Source organism: Azotosporobacter soli, from assembly GCF_030542965.1.
GTDB lineage: Bacteria > Bacillota > Negativicutes > SG130 > SG130 > Azotosporobacter > Azotosporobacter soli.
In genome coordinates this window covers 1-17,292 of the sequence record NZ_JAUAOA010000031.1, presented here as the reverse complement: position 1 = coordinate 17,292, position 17,292 = coordinate 1, and the positions used below count along the sequence as shown (strand labels likewise).

General features: G+C 49.8%; 17 protein-coding genes and 1 pseudogene. 3 read left to right on the top strand and 15 right to left on the bottom strand.

Going from position 1 to position 17,292, the window contains the following annotated elements; genetic code table 11:
- Positions 1–39: 39 nt before the first annotated feature.
- Positions 40–1,506, bottom strand: coding sequence for a glutamate--tRNA ligase (gltX, locus tag QTL79_RS17170; RefSeq protein ID WP_346356181.1), 1,467 nt, complete (start codon positions 1,504–1,506; stop codon positions 40–42).
- Between the two features lie 170 nt (positions 1,507–1,676).
- Here gltX and QTL79_RS17165 point away from each other — a divergent pair, with 170 nt between their 5' ends.
- Entirely contained in the window at positions 1,677–2,240 is a 564-nt protein-coding gene (locus QTL79_RS17165; protein WP_346356180.1) for a rubrerythrin, read from the top strand.
- A gap of 74 nt (positions 2,241–2,314) precedes the next feature.
- Here the strand turns inward: QTL79_RS17165 and ispF are convergent, their stop codons facing one another.
- From ispF to QTL79_RS17150, 4 genes and pseudogenes are all read right to left on the bottom strand, one after another.
- Positions 2,315–2,782, bottom strand: coding sequence for a 2-C-methyl-D-erythritol 2,4-cyclodiphosphate synthase (ispF, locus tag QTL79_RS17930; protein ID WP_428845493.1), 468 nt, complete (start codon positions 2,780–2,782; stop codon positions 2,315–2,317).
- An 84-nt stretch (positions 2,783–2,866) separates the two neighbouring features.
- Positions 2,867–3,436, bottom strand: a pseudogene (gene ispD, locus QTL79_RS17925) (2-C-methyl-D-erythritol 4-phosphate cytidylyltransferase); the annotation flags it as partial.
- 103 nt (positions 3,437–3,539) lie between these two features.
- Positions 3,540–4,670 carry a PIN/TRAM domain-containing protein gene (locus tag QTL79_RS17155; RefSeq protein ID WP_428845491.1) on the bottom strand — a complete coding sequence of 377 codons (1,131 nt, stop codon included), beginning with the start codon at positions 4,668–4,670 and terminating at the stop codon, positions 3,540–3,542.
- Positions 4,671–4,823: 153 nt separating this feature from the next.
- A complete protein-coding gene (locus QTL79_RS17150) occupies positions 4,824–5,321 on the bottom strand; it encodes a CarD family transcriptional regulator (RefSeq protein ID WP_346356177.1) in 498 nt (165 codons plus the stop codon).
- 176 nt (positions 5,322–5,497) lie between these two features.
- Between QTL79_RS17150 and QTL79_RS17145 the strand changes: the two genes are divergently transcribed.
- Complete coding sequence (locus QTL79_RS17145) at positions 5,498–5,893, top strand: nucleoside triphosphate pyrophosphohydrolase family protein (RefSeq protein ID WP_346356176.1); 396 nt, start codon at positions 5,498–5,500, stop codon at positions 5,891–5,893.
- A gap of 74 nt (positions 5,894–5,967) precedes the next feature.
- On the opposite strand, the gene disA is transcribed toward QTL79_RS17145, so the two are convergent.
- The 8 genes from disA to QTL79_RS17105 form a co-directional block, all read right to left on the bottom strand.
- Complete coding sequence (gene disA / locus QTL79_RS17140; RefSeq protein WP_346356175.1) at positions 5,968–7,053, bottom strand: DNA integrity scanning diadenylate cyclase DisA; 1,086 nt, start codon at positions 7,051–7,053, stop codon at positions 5,968–5,970.
- Positions 7,050–8,417, bottom strand: a complete 1,368-nt coding sequence (gene radA / locus QTL79_RS17135) for a DNA repair protein RadA (RefSeq protein WP_346356174.1) — start codon at positions 8,415–8,417, stop codon at positions 7,050–7,052. Before radA ends, disA begins: the two co-directional genes overlap by 4 nt.
- A gap of 150 nt (positions 8,418–8,567) precedes the next feature.
- Positions 8,568–11,012 carry an ATP-dependent Clp protease ATP-binding subunit gene (locus QTL79_RS17130; RefSeq protein WP_346356173.1) on the bottom strand — a complete coding sequence of 815 codons (2,445 nt, stop codon included), beginning with the start codon at positions 11,010–11,012 and terminating at the stop codon, positions 8,568–8,570.
- Positions 11,013–11,014: 2 nt separating this feature from the next.
- Positions 11,015–12,079, bottom strand: coding sequence for a protein arginine kinase (locus tag QTL79_RS17125; RefSeq protein WP_346356172.1), 1,065 nt, complete (start codon positions 12,077–12,079; stop codon positions 11,015–11,017).
- Positions 12,066–12,599, bottom strand: a complete 534-nt coding sequence (locus tag QTL79_RS17120; protein ID WP_346356171.1) for a UvrB/UvrC motif-containing protein — start codon at positions 12,597–12,599, stop codon at positions 12,066–12,068. Before QTL79_RS17120 ends, QTL79_RS17125 begins: the two co-directional genes overlap by 14 nt.
- A 12-nt stretch (positions 12,600–12,611) precedes the next feature.
- Entirely contained in the window at positions 12,612–13,058 is a 447-nt protein-coding gene (locus tag QTL79_RS17115; protein ID WP_346356191.1) for a CtsR family transcriptional regulator, read from the bottom strand.
- A gap of 150 nt (positions 13,059–13,208) precedes the next feature.
- A complete protein-coding gene (locus QTL79_RS17110) occupies positions 13,209–14,399 on the bottom strand; it encodes an FprA family A-type flavoprotein (protein WP_346356170.1) in 1,191 nt (396 codons plus the stop codon).
- A 25-nt stretch (positions 14,400–14,424) separates the two neighbouring features.
- A complete protein-coding gene (locus QTL79_RS17105) occupies positions 14,425–15,369 on the bottom strand; it encodes a nitronate monooxygenase (protein WP_346356169.1) in 945 nt (314 codons plus the stop codon).
- 328 nt (positions 15,370–15,697) lie between these two features.
- Here QTL79_RS17105 and speD point away from each other — a divergent pair, with 328 nt between their 5' ends.
- Complete coding sequence (speD, locus tag QTL79_RS17100; protein ID WP_346356168.1) at positions 15,698–16,150, top strand: adenosylmethionine decarboxylase; 453 nt, start codon at positions 15,698–15,700, stop codon at positions 16,148–16,150.
- A gap of 65 nt (positions 16,151–16,215) precedes the next feature.
- On the opposite strand, the gene QTL79_RS17095 is transcribed toward speD, so the two are convergent.
- Positions 16,216–17,025 (bottom strand): IS3 family transposase, encoded by an 810-nt coding sequence (locus tag QTL79_RS17095; protein ID WP_346355832.1) that lies wholly within the window; start codon positions 17,023–17,025, stop codon positions 16,216–16,218.
- Between the two features lie 32 nt (positions 17,026–17,057).
- Positions 17,058–17,292 (bottom strand): transposase (locus tag QTL79_RS17090; RefSeq protein ID WP_428845490.1); only part of this gene is annotated, 235 nt, incomplete at its 5' end.

The following is a 17,292-nucleotide window of genomic DNA, read 5'->3' as shown; positions in this document are numbered from 1 at the left end:
TGATTATAACGAGCTATCACGCCGCTGTCAATTCCTTCATCAGGCTAACTTGGCCAAGATGCTGTTCATGCGCGCTAACGTACGTTCTTTGCCCAGCAACGGAATAATATCGAACAATTCCGGGCCATGCATTTTCCCGGTAATCGCCACGCGAACCGGCATGAAGACTTTCTTCCCCGGCAACTTCAATTCCTTGGTGATGCCCTTTAAAATCGTCTTCACCGCCGCCATGTCGACAACGTCTGCCGCAGCCAGCCGCTGCATGAAAACGCGCACAGGTTCCGCAACTTCCGTATCCTTTAAAATCGCTTTGGCTTCGTCATTTTCAAATTCAGCCGTATCGCCAAAGAAAACATCAGCCTGCTCCACCATCTGCGCCGCATAGCTGATATGATTTTGCAGCGCCGCTGCAACACGGGCCAGCCAATCCAACTCCGCTTGCGTCGGAGCCGCGCCGACAAAACCGGCTTCCTGCAAATGCGGCAAGGCCAAGCGGGCAATCAGTGCCGGGTCTGCTTTTTTCAAATATTGTGCATTGATCCAGTTCAACTTATCGACATCAAAGACCGCAGGATTCTTTGCCACCCGCTCCATCGAAAATGCCTGTACCAATTCGTCCAATGTAAACAGTTCCTGCTCACCTTCAGGCGACCAACCCAAAAGCGCAAGAAAATTAACGATCGCTTCCGGTAAGTAACCGAGCGTCCGGTACTGTTCCACCGATGTAGCGCCGTGCCGCTTGCTCATTTTGCTGCGATCTTTGCCTAAAATCAGCGAGATATGGCCAAATTCCGGCACCGGCAAACCAAGCGCTTCGTAAATCACGACCTGACGCGGCGTATTGGACAGATGTTCCTCGGCCCGAATCACATGACTAATCTTCATCATGTGGTCATCGATGACAACCGCATAATTATAAACCGGCATGCCGTCCGATTTGACAATGACAAAATCTCCGATGCCGTTCGATTCGAACGTCACATTACCGCGCACCAAATCATGAATCACAACATCCTTGTTTTCCGGCACGCGAAGCCGAATGACCGCTGCACGCCCTTCCGCCTCGAATTGTTGCCGCTCGGCATCGCTTAGGTCGCGACAGTGTCCGCCATAACGCGGCGTAAGACCTTTCGCCAATTCCGCCTGGCGTTCGCTTTCCAATTTTTCTTCGCTGCAATAGCAGCGATATGCTTTCCCCTCAGCCAGCAATCGATCCGTAAACTGCTGATACGTATCGAGACGCTGCGTTTGATGATACGGCCCGTAATCGCCGCCTGCATCCGGACCTTCATCCCAGGTCAGCCCCAGCCAACGCAACGCTTCCTTAATGTTTTCTTCCGACTCCTTCGTCGAACGATCCAAATCAGTATCCTCAACCCGAAGAACAAACGCACCGCCGGCTTTACGGGCCAACAGCCAGTTAAACAGGGCCGATCGTGCCCCGCCGATATGAAACGGCCCTGTCGGGCTCGGAGCAAAGCGAACGCGCATCATTTGCTGTGTCATTTTTCTACCTCCACTTTCACGTTATCAAACAGTTTTATTCTAGCAGATTCTCTGCCATGACGCAAAAGAAAATCCGTACTTATGCTTCTCGCCTGCAGGAGTTCAACGTTCAAACGCGAATGACTAGTTGTAAAGGATTACTTCACGCCAGTTTACAAGGAGGCTCTCTTATGGAACAAAAAAAATATATCCGCTGCAAGGCATGTGGCTTCGTCATGCTTGAGGGCGATCTGAAACACCTCTGCCCAGCCTGCGGATTGCCTAAAACAGTATTCGAGCCCTACAGCAAAAAGATTTCTCCGCTGCGCAAATTTTTATTGGATCAACATTTGCACCCCATCGCCGTGCATTTCCCTCAAGTATTTGTTTTCATTATTATTGCCGGCTTACTGCTTTCTTACTGGGTTCCCGAACCATGGCGCAGCGACTTTCTCTCCGCAGCCAAATTATCGATTCTCGGTTTGCCCTTCGCCGTTTTGGCCGGTTTCATTTCCGGACTCATCGACGGCCGACTGCGTTTCAAGAAATTAAACGCACCGCTTTTGATTCACAAAATCATCGCCGGCATCGTATTTCAACTGCTCTCACTGATCATCGCCGGAATTTATCTTGCAACAGGATTTACACCGGCTTCAACGGCCGCGATTATCGTGCTCAGTATCGTCAGTACCGCAATCGCCATTTACCTTGGCCGCACGGGAGCGACCATGTTCGAATCCTTCATTCCCGGCTAAGGAAAGGAACGCTCGATCTGACGTTCAGTAAAAAAGCAATTTGCCGTCGGCAAATTGCTTTTTTACTGCGTCAATTAAAGAATGCTGGCAATCGCCTGTGCGGCCATTCCTTCGCCCGTTCCTGCAAAGCCAAGCCCTTCCGTTGTCGTCGCCTTAACATTGACGGCCTCTGGCGGAATCTGCAGCACGCGAGCTATATTGCGGTTCATCGCCGGAATATAGTTCGCCAGCTTCGGCTTTTGCGCAATGACCGTCGCATCAATATTATTGACCCGATAACCGTTTTCCTGCAGGATTTCGCCGACCCTGGCCAGCAGTTTCAGGCTGGAAGCCCCTTTATACTGCATATCCGTGTCCGGGAAATGACGGCCGATGTCGCCAAGTCCTGCCGCCCCGAGCAACGCATCTTTTATCGCATGCAACAGTACGTCAGCGTCGGAATGACCGTCCAAGCCTTTCTCATATGGAATCTCCTCGCCGCCTAAGATCAACTTTCGTCCCACAACCAGACGATGCACATCATACCCCATGCCAATTCGCATCGCACATCCCTCCTTCCCCGATTTTTCAAGCAGCGCCCCTGCTATCTGCAAATCGTCGGGCGTTGTTATTTTTATATTTTGATAGTTGCCGCGCACCAGTTTCACCTTATGTCCTAACCGTTCCACCAATCCGGCATCATCAGTCGCGATAACGCCGTCCGCCGCAGCCTGCGCATATGCTTTGCGCAACAATGCGGCATCAAATCCCTGCGGCGTCTGAACCGCCCACAATTGCGCTCGCTCCGGCGTCTCAAGCACCACGCCCTGTTCGTCCGCCCTTTTGATCGTATCTTTTACCTGAACTGCCGTTACCGCAGCGCCGGATCGACCAGCCTCCGCAACAACCTGCGTGATGCATTCGTTGGAGACCAGCGGTCTTGCGCCGTCATGAACCAGAATGATTCGCGCGGCCTGAGACGTTACCGCCAACGCATTGGCTATCGAGTGTTGCCGTTCCGCTCCGCCAATGACAATCCGATACGGCAGTGCCCCCGCTGCGCGAGCGGCAATTTCCTCCACTTTCCCTTCTTCTCCCGCAGCAGCCACCAATACGAAATCGGTCACCATCTCATTCGCAGCAAACTGCCGAATCGTCCGCCCAAGAACGCTTTCTCCCTTAAGCGTCAAAAACACCTTGTTTTCTTCGCTGCCCATCCGCCGTCCCTGTCCTGCCGCCGGAATAATTACCGTTACCATACCTTCAACCTCCTATAAAAAATCCCCGGCGCTTATGCCGGGGATTCACTTTTAACGCTGCCTATGCGCCTTTCTGTTTGGCAAAAATCATTCGCCCGGCTGCGGTCTGCAGTACAGACGTCACGACCACAGAAATACTGTCGCCCAAATGTTTCTTGCCGCCATCGACGACGATCATAGTTCCGTCATCCAGATAACCAATGCCCTGACCGGCCTCTTTACCGTCCTTGACGACTAAGACGCCCATTTCTTCGCCTGGCAAGACCACGGCTTTTACCGCATTCGTCAGCTCGTTGATGTTAAGGACCTTGACGCCCTGCAATTCGGCAACCTTATTCAGATTATAATCGTTGGTCACCAGATGCCCTTTCATCTTTTGCGCCAAGCGGACAAGTTTCGAGTCAACTTCGCTAATATCCTCAAAATCTTCCTCTTGAATCCGCACGGTCATTCCCGGTTCTTTTTGCATGCGATTCAGAATATCCAGACCGCGCCTGCCCCGATTTCGCTTCAGCACATCCGATGAATCGGCTATGTGCTGCAGTTCTTCCAAAACGAAACGCGGCACCACCAAAACGCCTTCTAAAAAGCCAGTCTTGCAAATGTCTGCGATTCGGCCATCGATGATGACGCTGGTGTCCAAAATCTTGTGAACAAGAGCCGGTTCCGGCGTCGCTTGTTTTTCTTTAGACGCTTTCTCGCGGCCCTTCCAAGGCCAGGCTGTAAACAAGCTGAAAAATTCTTCCCGCTTATGCGTAGCAATGTTGATGCCCAGGTAGCCTAAAATAATACTTATAATGCCAGGTATATAATTTCCAATCAAGGGAATCGGTAAAAACGCAGAACTAATTAAATTTGCGATGATCAAACCCATTGCCAAGCCGATCGAACCCGCTACAACGTCAGCCACCGGCATTCGTTCCAAACGACGCTCCATCCAATACGTGAGTTTCCACAAATGATGCAAAAAGAATGGCGCCAACAAAAAGCCAATAACCACGCCGGCCACGCCGCCAAAAACAAGGAGCAACAAGGATACCATCGTGTCGCTTACCGTGTCGAGGCCAAATTTTGCCACTTCATTGCTGAAAACAGTCGACATAAGTGGGCTTGCGTTAACCCATTTTGCCGTCATCACACCGGCAACACCCATAAACAGCGTTATCATGCCACGCAGAATCTTATCGAGCAATATCGCACCTCCTTTCGTCATTGAGACCGCTGCCAACCCTTTTCATTTTTTACAGGTCTCATATTGACTATTATAAACAAACTCTTCTCTTTTCACAATATGTCAGCTAGATTGTACAGACTCATTTAAGAAAAAAGAAAGAAAGCTGCCGATTTAATCGCCAGCCAGTTCAGACTCTTTTAACAATGATGACACCCACAATTCCGTTTCGGCAACATCTTTGCCGCAAGCCAACACCAATTCACTAACCAGTATTTTTCGCGCGGTATCCAACAAACGTCTTTCGCCCGCCGACAATTTCTTGCTGACGTCTTGCCGCGCCAAATTGCGCACGACTTCCGCCACTTCAAAAATATCGCCGCTTTTGATTTTACTAAGATATAGATTAAGCCTTTTATTCCAGCTGATGGTATTCACCGGCGAAGACTCATGTAAAATTTCTGCGACTTTGGCGATTTCTTCCGGTGCAATGATGCCCCTTAAGCCAATCCGTTCTGTCTTATCGAGAGGAATCATCACGCGCATTCCGCCATACGGCATCGTCAGAATGTAATAATCTTGACAACAGCCCATGACTTCATGAGCTTCAATTGCCTCAATCACCCCAGCTCCATGCATGGGATATACCACTTTGTCCCCAATAGCCAACATAACATCAACTCCTATGCGAGCAGTATACCACATTAAAAGCCACTTGTCAAAATTTTATATTCTAGCACAGTACGTTCCTCCTGTCAACGAAGCTTTGCAAACTTCACAAATATGCTAAAAGATTGACAAGCATCACGCCCCTTTATATAATTAAGGCGAAACGGGGGGATTTTGTTATGCATGAAAAATTTTGCACTGATTTTCAATCGGCTGTCGACGAATATTTGATACGTCATCGCAGCGTCGTAGATATCATCACCAAATACCAAGAAGCCTGCGCGCGCGTTAACAGAGCTTTTGCCAAAGCCGTTACCGAATGCGGTTGCGTATCCATCGAAGCCTCTCGCCAACAGGCACCGCAAGGCATTGATTACAGCCAACTCAAGCCGTTCATGTCTTCGCATTTAAATGGCAAACCTTGCGAAAACTGCCAGGAAGTGCTCACTCGCGAACTGGGACACAGTTTGTTTTATTTGACTGCGCTTTGTAACTTATCCGGCTTGCAGCTGCATGAAGTCATGAAAAAAGAATTCACAACGATTGAAACACTTGGTGTTTTCCGTCTCTCCTAAACCAGAGCCCAGCATCCTTTCTTTCAATTATAAAAGCACGCAAATTTGCGTGCTTTTTTTTATTTCACGACCACTTAACGGTAGCTGTCGAGACGGACATGTTCTTTGAGACGCATCAAGCCGTCTCTTATGTTTTTTGCCCTGACTTCCCCGACGCCGCCTACTTCATCAAGGTCTTCAATTGTCGCAGCACAGATGCGCGGCAAAACACGAAAATGAGCGATCAAATTATCGATCACATTCACCGGCAGGCGCGGCAATTGATGCAATACCCGATATCCGCGCGGCACGACCGGTATGTCGACTGCGTTCGGCGTCACGCCATAACCCAAAAGGCGGCATATGGTATAGACCTCGAGGTTGTCTTCCGACAGCAGTGCAATGTGTTCGCGCACTTGTTCCTGCACAAGCGCATCCGCACTGACACAATAGTCTTTGAGCAAAAGATCCATAGCATCGCCCTCTGCCAGCAATTCTTCCACCTGCATGCTAAGCAGCCGTCCCTCCGTGCCAAGTTCGATAATATTGAGTTCTATCTCACGGGCAATTCGATGCACTTGTTCCATACGAATAAATATTTCCGTCACATCCGCCAGTGTCACGCGATGCTCAAATTCCAACTCGCTTAATTTCACAAGCGCCCGCTTTAAAACCAGCCGGTATTTCTCCAAAGTTTGTAATGCCTGGTTGGCGCGATTTAAGATAAACGAGATATCTCGCAACGTATAGCGCAAATTACCCATATACAAGCTGATCACATTACGCCGCTGCGAAATGGCGACGACCAAGCCGCCCGTTTGTTTCGCCACCCGTTCTGCAGTCCGATGCCGCGTCCCCGTCTCGCTGGTCGCAATGCCAGAGTCCGGCACCAACTGCGCGTTGGCGCAAAGGATCATCTTGGCATCGCCGGACAAAACGATAGCACCATCCATCTTCGCCAATTCATAAAAAGCCGAAGGAGCGTACTCACAATTGATCTCAAAACCGCCATCGACCAACTCCAGCATCTTAGCGTTGCTGATGACAAATACCAGCGCGCCCATCTTAGCGCGAATAATGTGTTCCAGCCCGTCACGCAGCGGTGTGCCCGGAACCAGTTTCAATAACGTTTGGATAAACCGATTGTCCCAAAGCTTACCATCTTGAAGTTTGCCATTCATACAAACACCGCCTCCATGGCTTCTTGTACGCTAGCTACGCCGATGATCTCAAGTCCTGCACGTTTCCCTTTAAAAGCAGCCGCATTGCCGCTCGGTATGACAAAGCGACGAAAGCCTAAATTGACGGCCTCTCCAATGCGTTCTTCAATCCGCGATACCATTCTAACCTCTCCGGTAAGCCCGACTTCTCCGACAACAACGGTCTTCGCATCTAGCGGCATGTTCCGATAACTGGACGCAATCGCAAGAGCCACCGGCAAATCGGCAGCTGGTTCGGATACTTTAATGCCGCCGACCGCATTCACATAGCAATCCTGGTTGGCTAACATCTGTCCAACCCTTTTCTCAAGCACCGCTAAAAGCAGGATCAGCCGGTTGTAATCAAAACCTACTGCCGTGCGACGCGGCATACCAAAGCAGGTCGTACTCACCAACGCCTGTATTTCAATGAGCAGCGGGCGAACCCCCTCCATGGAAGCAAGCACTACCGAACCCGGAGCGCCTTCCGGACGTTCGGAGAGAAGAATGCCCGAGGGGTTCTTGACTTCTGCCAGCCCCTCTTCTTCCATCGCAAAGATACCGCTCTCACTGGTGGAACCGAAACGATTTTTCATCGCCCTTAGCACACGAAACGCATAATTGCGTTCTCCTTCGAAATAAAGGACGACATCCACCATATGTTCAAGCAGCCTTGGCCCCGCTATATTACCGTCTTTCGTCACGTGTCCGATAATCGCAATCGGAATATCACGCTCTTTAGCCAAACGCAGAAGCTTCGCGGTACAATCGCGCACCTGCCCCACGCTACCCGGAGCTGACGGAATTTCAGGGCTGTACATCGTTTGAATCGAATCGATAACTAAGAGCGACGGTTTTACATGCGCCGCCGACTGAATGATCGATTCAAGATTCGTTTCTGTCATGATTAGCATATTGTCATGCAGACGATTCACTCGTTCGGCCCGCATTCGGGTCTGCGCAGCCGATTCTTCGCCCGACACATACAATACCTGTCCGTATTGTCCGCTGATCGAGCAGGCCGCCTGGAGCAAAAGCGTCGACTTGCCGATGCCCGGATCGCCGCCGATCAGTACCATCGCGCCTGGAACAATTCCACCACCCAATACACGGTCAAACTCTTTCAACCCGGTAGCCATACGCGGAAAGGAAGCGGTATCGACTTTTGTGATCGGCATCGGCTTCGCCGCAACGCCACCGGTAAAAAAAGCACCGCGCGGCTCCTTACGTGCAGCCAATTCTTCGACCAGCGTATTCCACGCACCACAGCCCGGACAACGTCCGAGCCATTTAGCCGACTCATGCCCGCAGTCTTGACAGGCATATTTAACCTTTAATTTTGACAAACCTACACACTCCCATCGAGTCCGCCACCGCAAGTTTCAAGCAGCCTTCTTTATTTTTAAAATAAAACACTGTATGGCGCAATTCATTCTAGCGCCATACAGTGTTTTTCGCTTTCCTGGCTACAGATTCCTGCCGTCATTTTTGGTAATTTATAGCATTTTGACGACTTTTAATTCACCTTTATCGTCCGTGTCGACAACAAGTCGGTCTCCTGCACCGACCTCGCGACGCAAAATCAAATCCGCCACTTCATCTTCCACCAAACGTTGCAACGCTCTTCGCAACGGACGTGCGCCATAAGCCGCATCGCGCCCGGCTTTCAACAATTCCAGCTTGGCTGCCTCTGACACTTCGAGCGTCAAACCATTTTCCACCAGACGTTTTGAAACATCTTTCAGCATGATGTCTACAATCAAGCCCAGTTCTTCGTCCGTTAATCGTGTAAAAACAATCATTTCATCTACGCGATTAATAAATTCCGGGCGAAACAGTTTCCTCACTTCATCCAAGACCCGTTCTTTTGCGGCAGTCTGCTGAGTCTTTCCGTCGTTGTTTCCGGCCAAAAAGCCCAGTGTTGCAGCCTCTTCTTTCAAATGCTTGGCACCTACATTTGAAGTCATGATGATGACGGTATTTTTGAAGTCAACCGTCCGTCCTTTGCTATCCGTTAAACGACCATCTTCCAGAACCTGAAGCAAAATATTGAAAACATCCTGATGCGCTTTTTCAATTTCATCCAACAGGATGACCGCATAAGGCTTGCGGCGCACCGCATCCGTCAGTTGACCGCCTTCATCATGTCCAACATAGCCTGGCGGCGCACCAATCAAGCGGGAAACCGTATGCTTTTCCATATACTCCGACATATCGAGCCGCAGGATAGCGTTCTCATTGCTGAACAGCGCCTCTGCCAATGTTTTAGCCAATTCGGTTTTTCCGACGCCGGTCGGTCCTAAGAAGATAAAAGAGCCAATCGGACGGCGAGGGTCCTTAAGTCCGGCGCGCGCACGTCGCACAGCCCGCGCAACCGCCTTAACGGCCTCTTCCTGGCCGATTACCCTGCCATGGAGCACCTCTTCCAAACGCAGCAGGCGCTGACTTTCTTCTTCCGCCAATTTTTGCACCGGAACGCCTGTCCAGACAGCCGCCACTTGGGCAATATCTTCCTCCACAACCGCCATCTGTTCGCTGCCACGCTGCTTCCACTGCCGTTGGTTCGTCTCCAGTTCTTCTTTAACCTTTTGCTCCTCATCGCGCATTTGCGCCGCTCTTTCAAACTCCTGCGCGGAAATAGCCGCTTCTTTTTCCGCGCGCAATTGCTCGAGGCGCTTTTCAAGTTCTTTCACATCCGGCGGCAAGGAAAAATTGCGGATTCGAAGGCGCGACGCAGCCTCATCCATCAAATCAATCGCCTTATCGGGCAAGAAACGATCGGCAATGTAACGATGCGATAATTTCACGGCGGCTTCGACTGCCTCATCGCTGATTTTAACCCGGTGAAAGGCTTCATAGCGATCTCTCACGCCCTTTAATATGCGAATCGCATCTTCCACCGAAGGCTCTTCCACCATGATCGTTTGGAAGCGCCGTTCGAGCGCGGCATCCTTTTCAATATGCTTTTTATATTCATCGAGCGTCGTTGCCCCGATCACCTGCATCTCACCACGTGCCAAGGCCGGTTTTAATATGTTAGCCGCATCGATCGCGCCTTCTGCCGCGCCAGCGCCGATCAGCGTATGGATCTCATCAATAAATAGTATCACCTGCCCGTTTTGAACGATTTCAGCCATAACCTTTTTCATTCGTTCTTCAAACTCGCCGCGATACTTCGATCCGGCCACCATGGACGCCATATTCAGCGAGATGATTCGTTTATCGCGCAACAATTCAGGGACATTGCCCTGTATGATCCGCTGCGCCAAACCTTCGGCAATCGCCGTTTTGCCTACGCCGGGTTCGCCAATCAATACCGGATTATTCTTCGTTCGCCGACAAAGAATTTGCAGCACCCGTTCAATTTCGGCATCACGTCCGATGACCGGGTCAATCTTCCCGTTTTGCGCCATCTGATTTAAATCGCGCCCGAATTCGTCCAGGTTCGGTGTAGCCGTTTTCTCCTTAACAGCAGCGCCTTTCGCCTGTGCAGCCTGCCCAGCCATTGCAAAGCCACCCAACAATTCTACAACCTGCGCCTGCACGTTCCTGCGCTCTACGCCAAGATTCATCAGCACCTGCGCCGCAACGCCTTCCCCTTCCCGGATCAAGCCGAGCAAGATATGCTCCGTCCCCACGTAATTATGGCCTAAGGCAACCGCTTCCTCAACCGCCAACTCCAAGCACTTCTTCGCACGCGGCGTATACGCCAGCTGACTGCTTCCTCCCTGTCCGCGCCCGACCATCTCTTCCACCGCAACGCGTACGCTTTCTGCGGCAACGCCAAGCGAGGCAAGCGCACGAAACGCGAGTCCTTCTCCTTCCGCCAGTAACCCCAGCAACAAATGTTCCGTCCCGACATAATTGTGACCTAAGCGCACCGCCTCTTCTTGCGACAGCAGAAGAACCTTCTGCGCCCGGGCCGTAAATTTTTCAAACATGATCACACCTCCCGATTAAAAATTTCTCGCACCAAATCGGCGCGCACGCGACGCCGTTCTTCCTGATTTAATTTTACCGTACCGGCTAACTTTTGCAAAAACGCAGGCCGCGTCGCAACCATCAACTCATTAAAGAGAACATCAGGCAGCCCCTCGATAATACCCAAGTCGATGCCTAAACGAATCTGACTCAGCATCGAAAGACACTCTACGCCGCCTAGCGTATGCGCATAGCGCATTACGCCAAAGGAACGCCAAATCCGGTCCTTCAATTCAGTTTCCGCACTGTCTTGCATCATTTTCCTGGCATTTCGTTCATGTTCCACCACTTGGCGCACCACACCGTCCAAATTTCCGACCATTTCCCCTTCGCTAAGGCCCAGCGTCAGCTGATTGGAAATTTGAAAGATATTTCCCGCCGCATCAGATCCTTCTCCGTACAGACCTCTTACCGCAAGCCCGAGCTGCATAACCGCCTGAATAACGCGATCGATCTGTTTCGTCATGACGAGCGCCGGCAGATGCAGCATTACGGAAGCACGCAGCCCCGTCCCGACATTAGTCGGGCACGCCGTCAAATAACCGATTTCTGCTAAAAACGCCATATCCTGACGGGCCTCCAGCAAGTCATCGATTTCATTCGCTCCCTTTAAACCCGAGGCAAGGTCAAGTCCAGGGCGCAGACATTGTATTCGCACATGATCCTCTTCATTTACCATGATGCTGACGCTGGCATCCGCATCGACAAGTAAACCGCGCTGCTCCGGTTCACGCGCCAATCGGGGACTGACAATGTGTTTTTCAACCAGAATATATCGCTCAAGCGCCGTCAAATCCGCCATAGCAAGCGCCGTATACCCGCCTCCTCCGGCATTTAGATCCGGCAGCGATGCTTTCACACTTTCCCAGACTCGAGCCAGTTCAGTCGAGCTGGCCCGATTGGGAAACGGAAGGCTCGCTAAATTTCTCGCCAAGCGAATCCGGCTCGCCAAGACAATATCCCCTTCCGCACCACCGCCAGAAAGCCAAGGCGTCAGAGGACGATTCAGCAAGTCATCCTTTGCCATCTGCCTCCCCCTCCTTCTCACCGATGTTCTCCTTTTCAAGTGCACGGATTTCGTCGCGCAGTCTTGCCGCTTCTTCGTATGCTTCTGTACGGATACAGCGTTCCAACTCCTGACGTAAGCGCTGGATGCGCAGCGCCGCTTCCAGTTTAGCGCCAGCCCTTCGCGGCAACTTTCCGTTATGCCGACTGGAACCATGAATGCGGCGCAACAGCGGCTCTAGTTGCTGCGCAAACGCCGTATAACATTCACTGCAACCGAACTTCCCCGTCGTTTCAAACTCATGATACGTCATCGCACAATTGCTGCAGCTCACCGTCTGCACATCCTGCCCATTAAAATAACTATGGCTGAGCAAGCCCGTCAGTAAATCCTGAAAAGAGAACTGCTTATCCAGCGGTAACGCCAATTCGCCATAGGCTTTTGCGCATTCGGCGCACAGCCATCTCTCCTGTTGCTGATCGTCAATCAGCTGCGTAATATGCACATTAGCCGTTCTCTTTTTGCAATCGTCACAGCGCATCCTATCGCCTCCTTAGTTTAAATTCGCCAGGCGCAAGAGCAACGAACGCATCAAACGCACACGCGTCTGCTCTTCCACTTCAGGATATAACAACGTGAAAAAAGAACGGATCAGTTCGACCTCGCGCAGCGTCAATAGTTGTTGACGCTGCAAACGTCGCAGCATCACGGTTAATTCTTGCGGCGATGTTTCCGCATCGAAATTGCGCGCCACATCTTCACAAAGCAACGTCTCAATCGGCACGCGGGCTATCCTGACAAATCCGCCTGCGCCGCGTCTTGATTCCACCTGAAAGCCTCGTTCCACCGTAAAACGCGTCCCTAAGACATAAGTGACCTGCGATGGAGCGCACTCCATCGCCTCCGCCACTTCATTCCTTTTTAAGACAACGATTTCCTCGCGTTCCCGCTCCAGTTTGCCTAGGATAAACGCTTCGATATAGTCAGCCAAATTACGCATCGCTTTCACCTACATTCCACATATCGTTCACTCGCACTTGCATTTGCTCTTCGTTTTTTCTTCTATTTTATTTGACTTTTTGACTTTTTTCAAGAAATTTTTTAAACAAAGAAACCGCCGGACAATGCCTGCGGTTTCTTTAACGTTAGCTTATTTTTTGCGCATCTTGACTTTTTTACCAAACTCCAAGCCAAACTCGAAACATTTATCCAGCTCTTCCTTGCTGCCGGCCCATTTGACCGACAGGCCCGATTGTTCAACCGTCAAACCACTGCTTTTGAGAAATTCCTCAATCGTGTTCTGTGCGCCGCCCGACCAGCCGTAAGTACTGAATGCCGCACCCAGTTTATTCGTCGGGCGCAGTCCTTTTAAGTACGTGAGAAATCCGCCCGTAGTGGCCAAAACGCCATTATGCTGCGTCGAAGAACCAACCATCAGTCCACCGGCTTCCAGCACATCGGTGATGATATCGCTAAGCGATGCCGCTCCCAAGCGATGAAGTTTCCCTTTGACTCCGGAAGCAGCCACGCCATCGAGAATCCGCCTTGCCATTTGCTCGGTCGCACCCCACATGCTGTCATATACGATAATCACGGTATCACCGGCATCACCGCGCCCCCACTGCTCATACTTCTGCATGATTTCCGCAATATGGCTGCGCCATATGACGCCATGACTGGGAGCAATCATCGTAACCGGCAGCTGTCCGGTTTTATCGAGCGCTTTGCCGATCAAACGACTGTAAGGCATCAAAATGTTGGCATAATATTTTCCGGCTTCATACATGACTTCATTCAGGTCATTTTCATCATCAAAGCGTTTCGTCGTACAGACATGCTGTCCAAAAGCATCATTAGAGAAGAGAATTTGTTCTCCATCCAAATAACAGGCCATAGAATCCGGCCAATGCAGCATCGGCAACGGCACAAAATGCAGATTGTTTCGGCCTAAATTGATCGTGTCCCCCTCTTTGACAACCATAAAATCATAGGAACGCTGCTGTTGTTTCATGACGCCGTCTTTACCGCTGGCCGTCAGAACCACTTTTGCGTTAACCGCTTTTTCCATAAGTTTCGGCAGCGCTCCGGCATGATCCGGTTCCGCATGATTGGTAATCACATAATCGATCTTTGCCGGATCAACAATCTGACTAATCCGTTCCAGCATTTCTTCCGCGAACGGCGCCTTCACCGTATCGACCAAGCAAATTTTTTCATCAACGATCAAATAAGAGTTATACGTCACCCCGCGCGGGGTATGGTAACCATGAAAATCGCGCAGGTTCCAATCCACCGCACCAACAAAATAGACGCCTTCAGTTAATTTTACATTATTCAGCACAACAAAGCCTCCTTAGAATATTTTATCAGTCTTGTGTCAATTCGCTTGCGCCGTGCAGCACCTTGACAGTCTCAGCCATAATCGCATCAATGATCACCTGCACCGGCTCGATCGCTCTGAGCGGCAACAAACTCTGTCCTGCCTGAACCATGCCATTTTCCACATCGCCATCAACAGCCGCCAAGCGATTGCTTCCGGTTGCCAGTTGAATCAAATCTTCCTCTGGCGCATGCTGCCGCTCGAGCGCAAGAAACTTGTCCGTAAAAGGATTCTTTACGCCGCGCACTGCATGCCCCATGCTGAGACCGGTCACCACACTGTCCGTATCGCCGGCCGCCAGAATTTTTTCCTTGAAACGCGGATGAACCGCGCATTCTTCCGCTATCAAGAATCGAGTTCCCAGCTGCACGCCGGCTGCGCCCATCAAAAGAGCTGCCGCAACGCCGCGTCCGTCGGCAAAGCCTCCCGCCACGATAACCGGCAGCGCCACTTCCGGAATCACCTGCGTCATCAACGCCATTGTCGTCAGCACTCCGATATGACCGCCCGCTTCCATCCCTTCAATCACGATGGCATCGGCGCCCGCCGCTTCCACTCTTTTTGCCAGTTTAACATTAGGAACGACCGGTATCTTTTTTATTCCTGCGGCCGCAAACGCTGCAAAATACGGCACGGGATTTCCCGCACCCAGCGTAACAAAAGCGACTTTTTCCTCACAAATAGCCGCCACAACTTCATCCCGGTTGGGCGCCATCAATTGGACATTTACGCCAAACGGCTTATCGGTCAACGTCTTCGCCAAGCGAATCTGTTCTCTGATCCAAACAACATCGCGCCCGCCAGCTGCTATGATGCCTGCGCCGCCGGCATTTGAAACGGCAGCTGCCAGTTTTGCATCAGAAATCCAAGCCATCGCGCCTTGAAATAAAGGATATCGTATGTTCAACAGTTGCGTCAGTTTTGTTTTCATCTCATTTCCATCCTTTCTCCTGCTATGTATGCACATAACCTATTATTCCCGTTAATCTTTTAAACTCCTGCTATAAAGAAAAATTGTTCTTTGTTGCCAAACTCTCCGCCAATCATTTTCCACTAACGTTCTTTCCTTTTATTTTTTCAGAAAATTACTCTTTACATTCGCAGCTATTCGTCTTATAATGAAAAACTGTACAATACATCTAATAAATCTATTTTTTCCCTAATTTGGCCTGAAAATCACGCTTTTTTCGATGAAATCGCGATTTTATTTTGTACACAGCGCAGCATCCTCAATTTTTTTATAAGGAGCGATGTATTTAATGAAAATCATTGGAAAACATCTTACTGTCGACATGTACGGCTGCAGCTTTGAAAACTTGAACGACATGGACTTTATCAAAAATGCCATGTTGCAAGCCGTAGAAGAGGCGAACATGACTTTGCTCAACTTCACCTCACACAAATTTGAACCGCAAGGTCTTACGGCTCTCGCATTGCTGGCCGAAAGCCATATGAGCATACACACGTATCCTGAAATGGGTTATGCCGCCGTGGACGTCTTCACCTGCGGCGATCACAGTCGCCCGGACAAAGCCGTCCAAACTCTCGGCCGCTTTTTGCGTCCGGAAAAAACAAAGACCACCAGCATTCGCCGCGGCGATTTTGGTTCGATTAGCGATATGAAGCCGCGCATCAAGGTTAAAATCACTCCGATGCGTCGTGTACGCGACGCCAGCGGCAAAGTATTTCGCTTTCTCTCCCGTGCTAAGTAACGACAAGTAAAAAACCAGGTGCGCTCTAGTGTGAACCCCAAAAGCGGGAAGTTTTAAAAAGAGCCTTATGCCGTATGTAGCTGCTCTCGATATTTTATCGGGGGCAGCTTATTCAATTTTAATTGTAGCCGATCATTGTTATAATAATAGATGTATTCTTCCACGATCTCAATGATTTGTTCGTTGGTAGCGGTGAAATCCTGAGAGTAGAAGGCCTCTGTCTTCAAATGTGAGAAGAATGATTCGATTAGAACATTGTCAAAGCATACTCCCACCTGGGACATGCTTTGGATAATGTTCTTTTCTTTTACAAACTCTTGAAACCTCGGGGATGTATATAAACCACCTTGATCAGAATGAAGAATCACCTTTTCGATATTTCGACCTTGGATAGCCTGATTTATCGTATCAAAGGCGAGTTCCAAATTAGGAGATGTACTAATCACACTGCTGATTACTTCATTATTGAAACCGTCAATAATGGCAGAGAGATACAGGTTGGTTTCGCCGATAGTGATGGTTGAAACATCGGTATACCACTTCCTATTTGGTGCATCTGCTTTAAATTGCCGCTTGATTAAATCCGCTTTTTTAACAGCCACGTCCGGTTTGAAGTGAACGAATCTCTTGCGGCTGATTCGTGCTTGAAGATTATTTTCAGCCATAATACGACTTACGCGCTTATGGTTGATGTTTAGCTGATATTCGGTTCTTAGCACCTCTGTAACGCGCCTATATCCGTAGCGCCTCTTGTGTTTACTGCAGATTATTCTAATGTGTTTAAGTAGTTCATTCTCCAACCTATCATCTGGTTGTTTACGCCATCGGTAATAATTAGTTTTTGGGATCTCAAGAAAGGTTAACATCTCTCCAATTGGATATTTACTCTTAAGCGCCTCGAGAATTTCTACGAGTTGCTTCTTTGTTGTTTTCCTAAGATCCCATTTAACTTTCCCAGTATTTCGTTGTGCATTTCAAGCTGCTTAATTCTAAGCCTTAGACACTCAATCTCTGATAATTCCTCTATCCCTTTTTTATAAGTATACTGTTTTCCGACAGGCTGCTGAAAGCGATGGGTTTCACCATTTCGATACCAACTCATCCATCTTTTAATCTGTGTTTTACTTTTTATTCCTAAGACT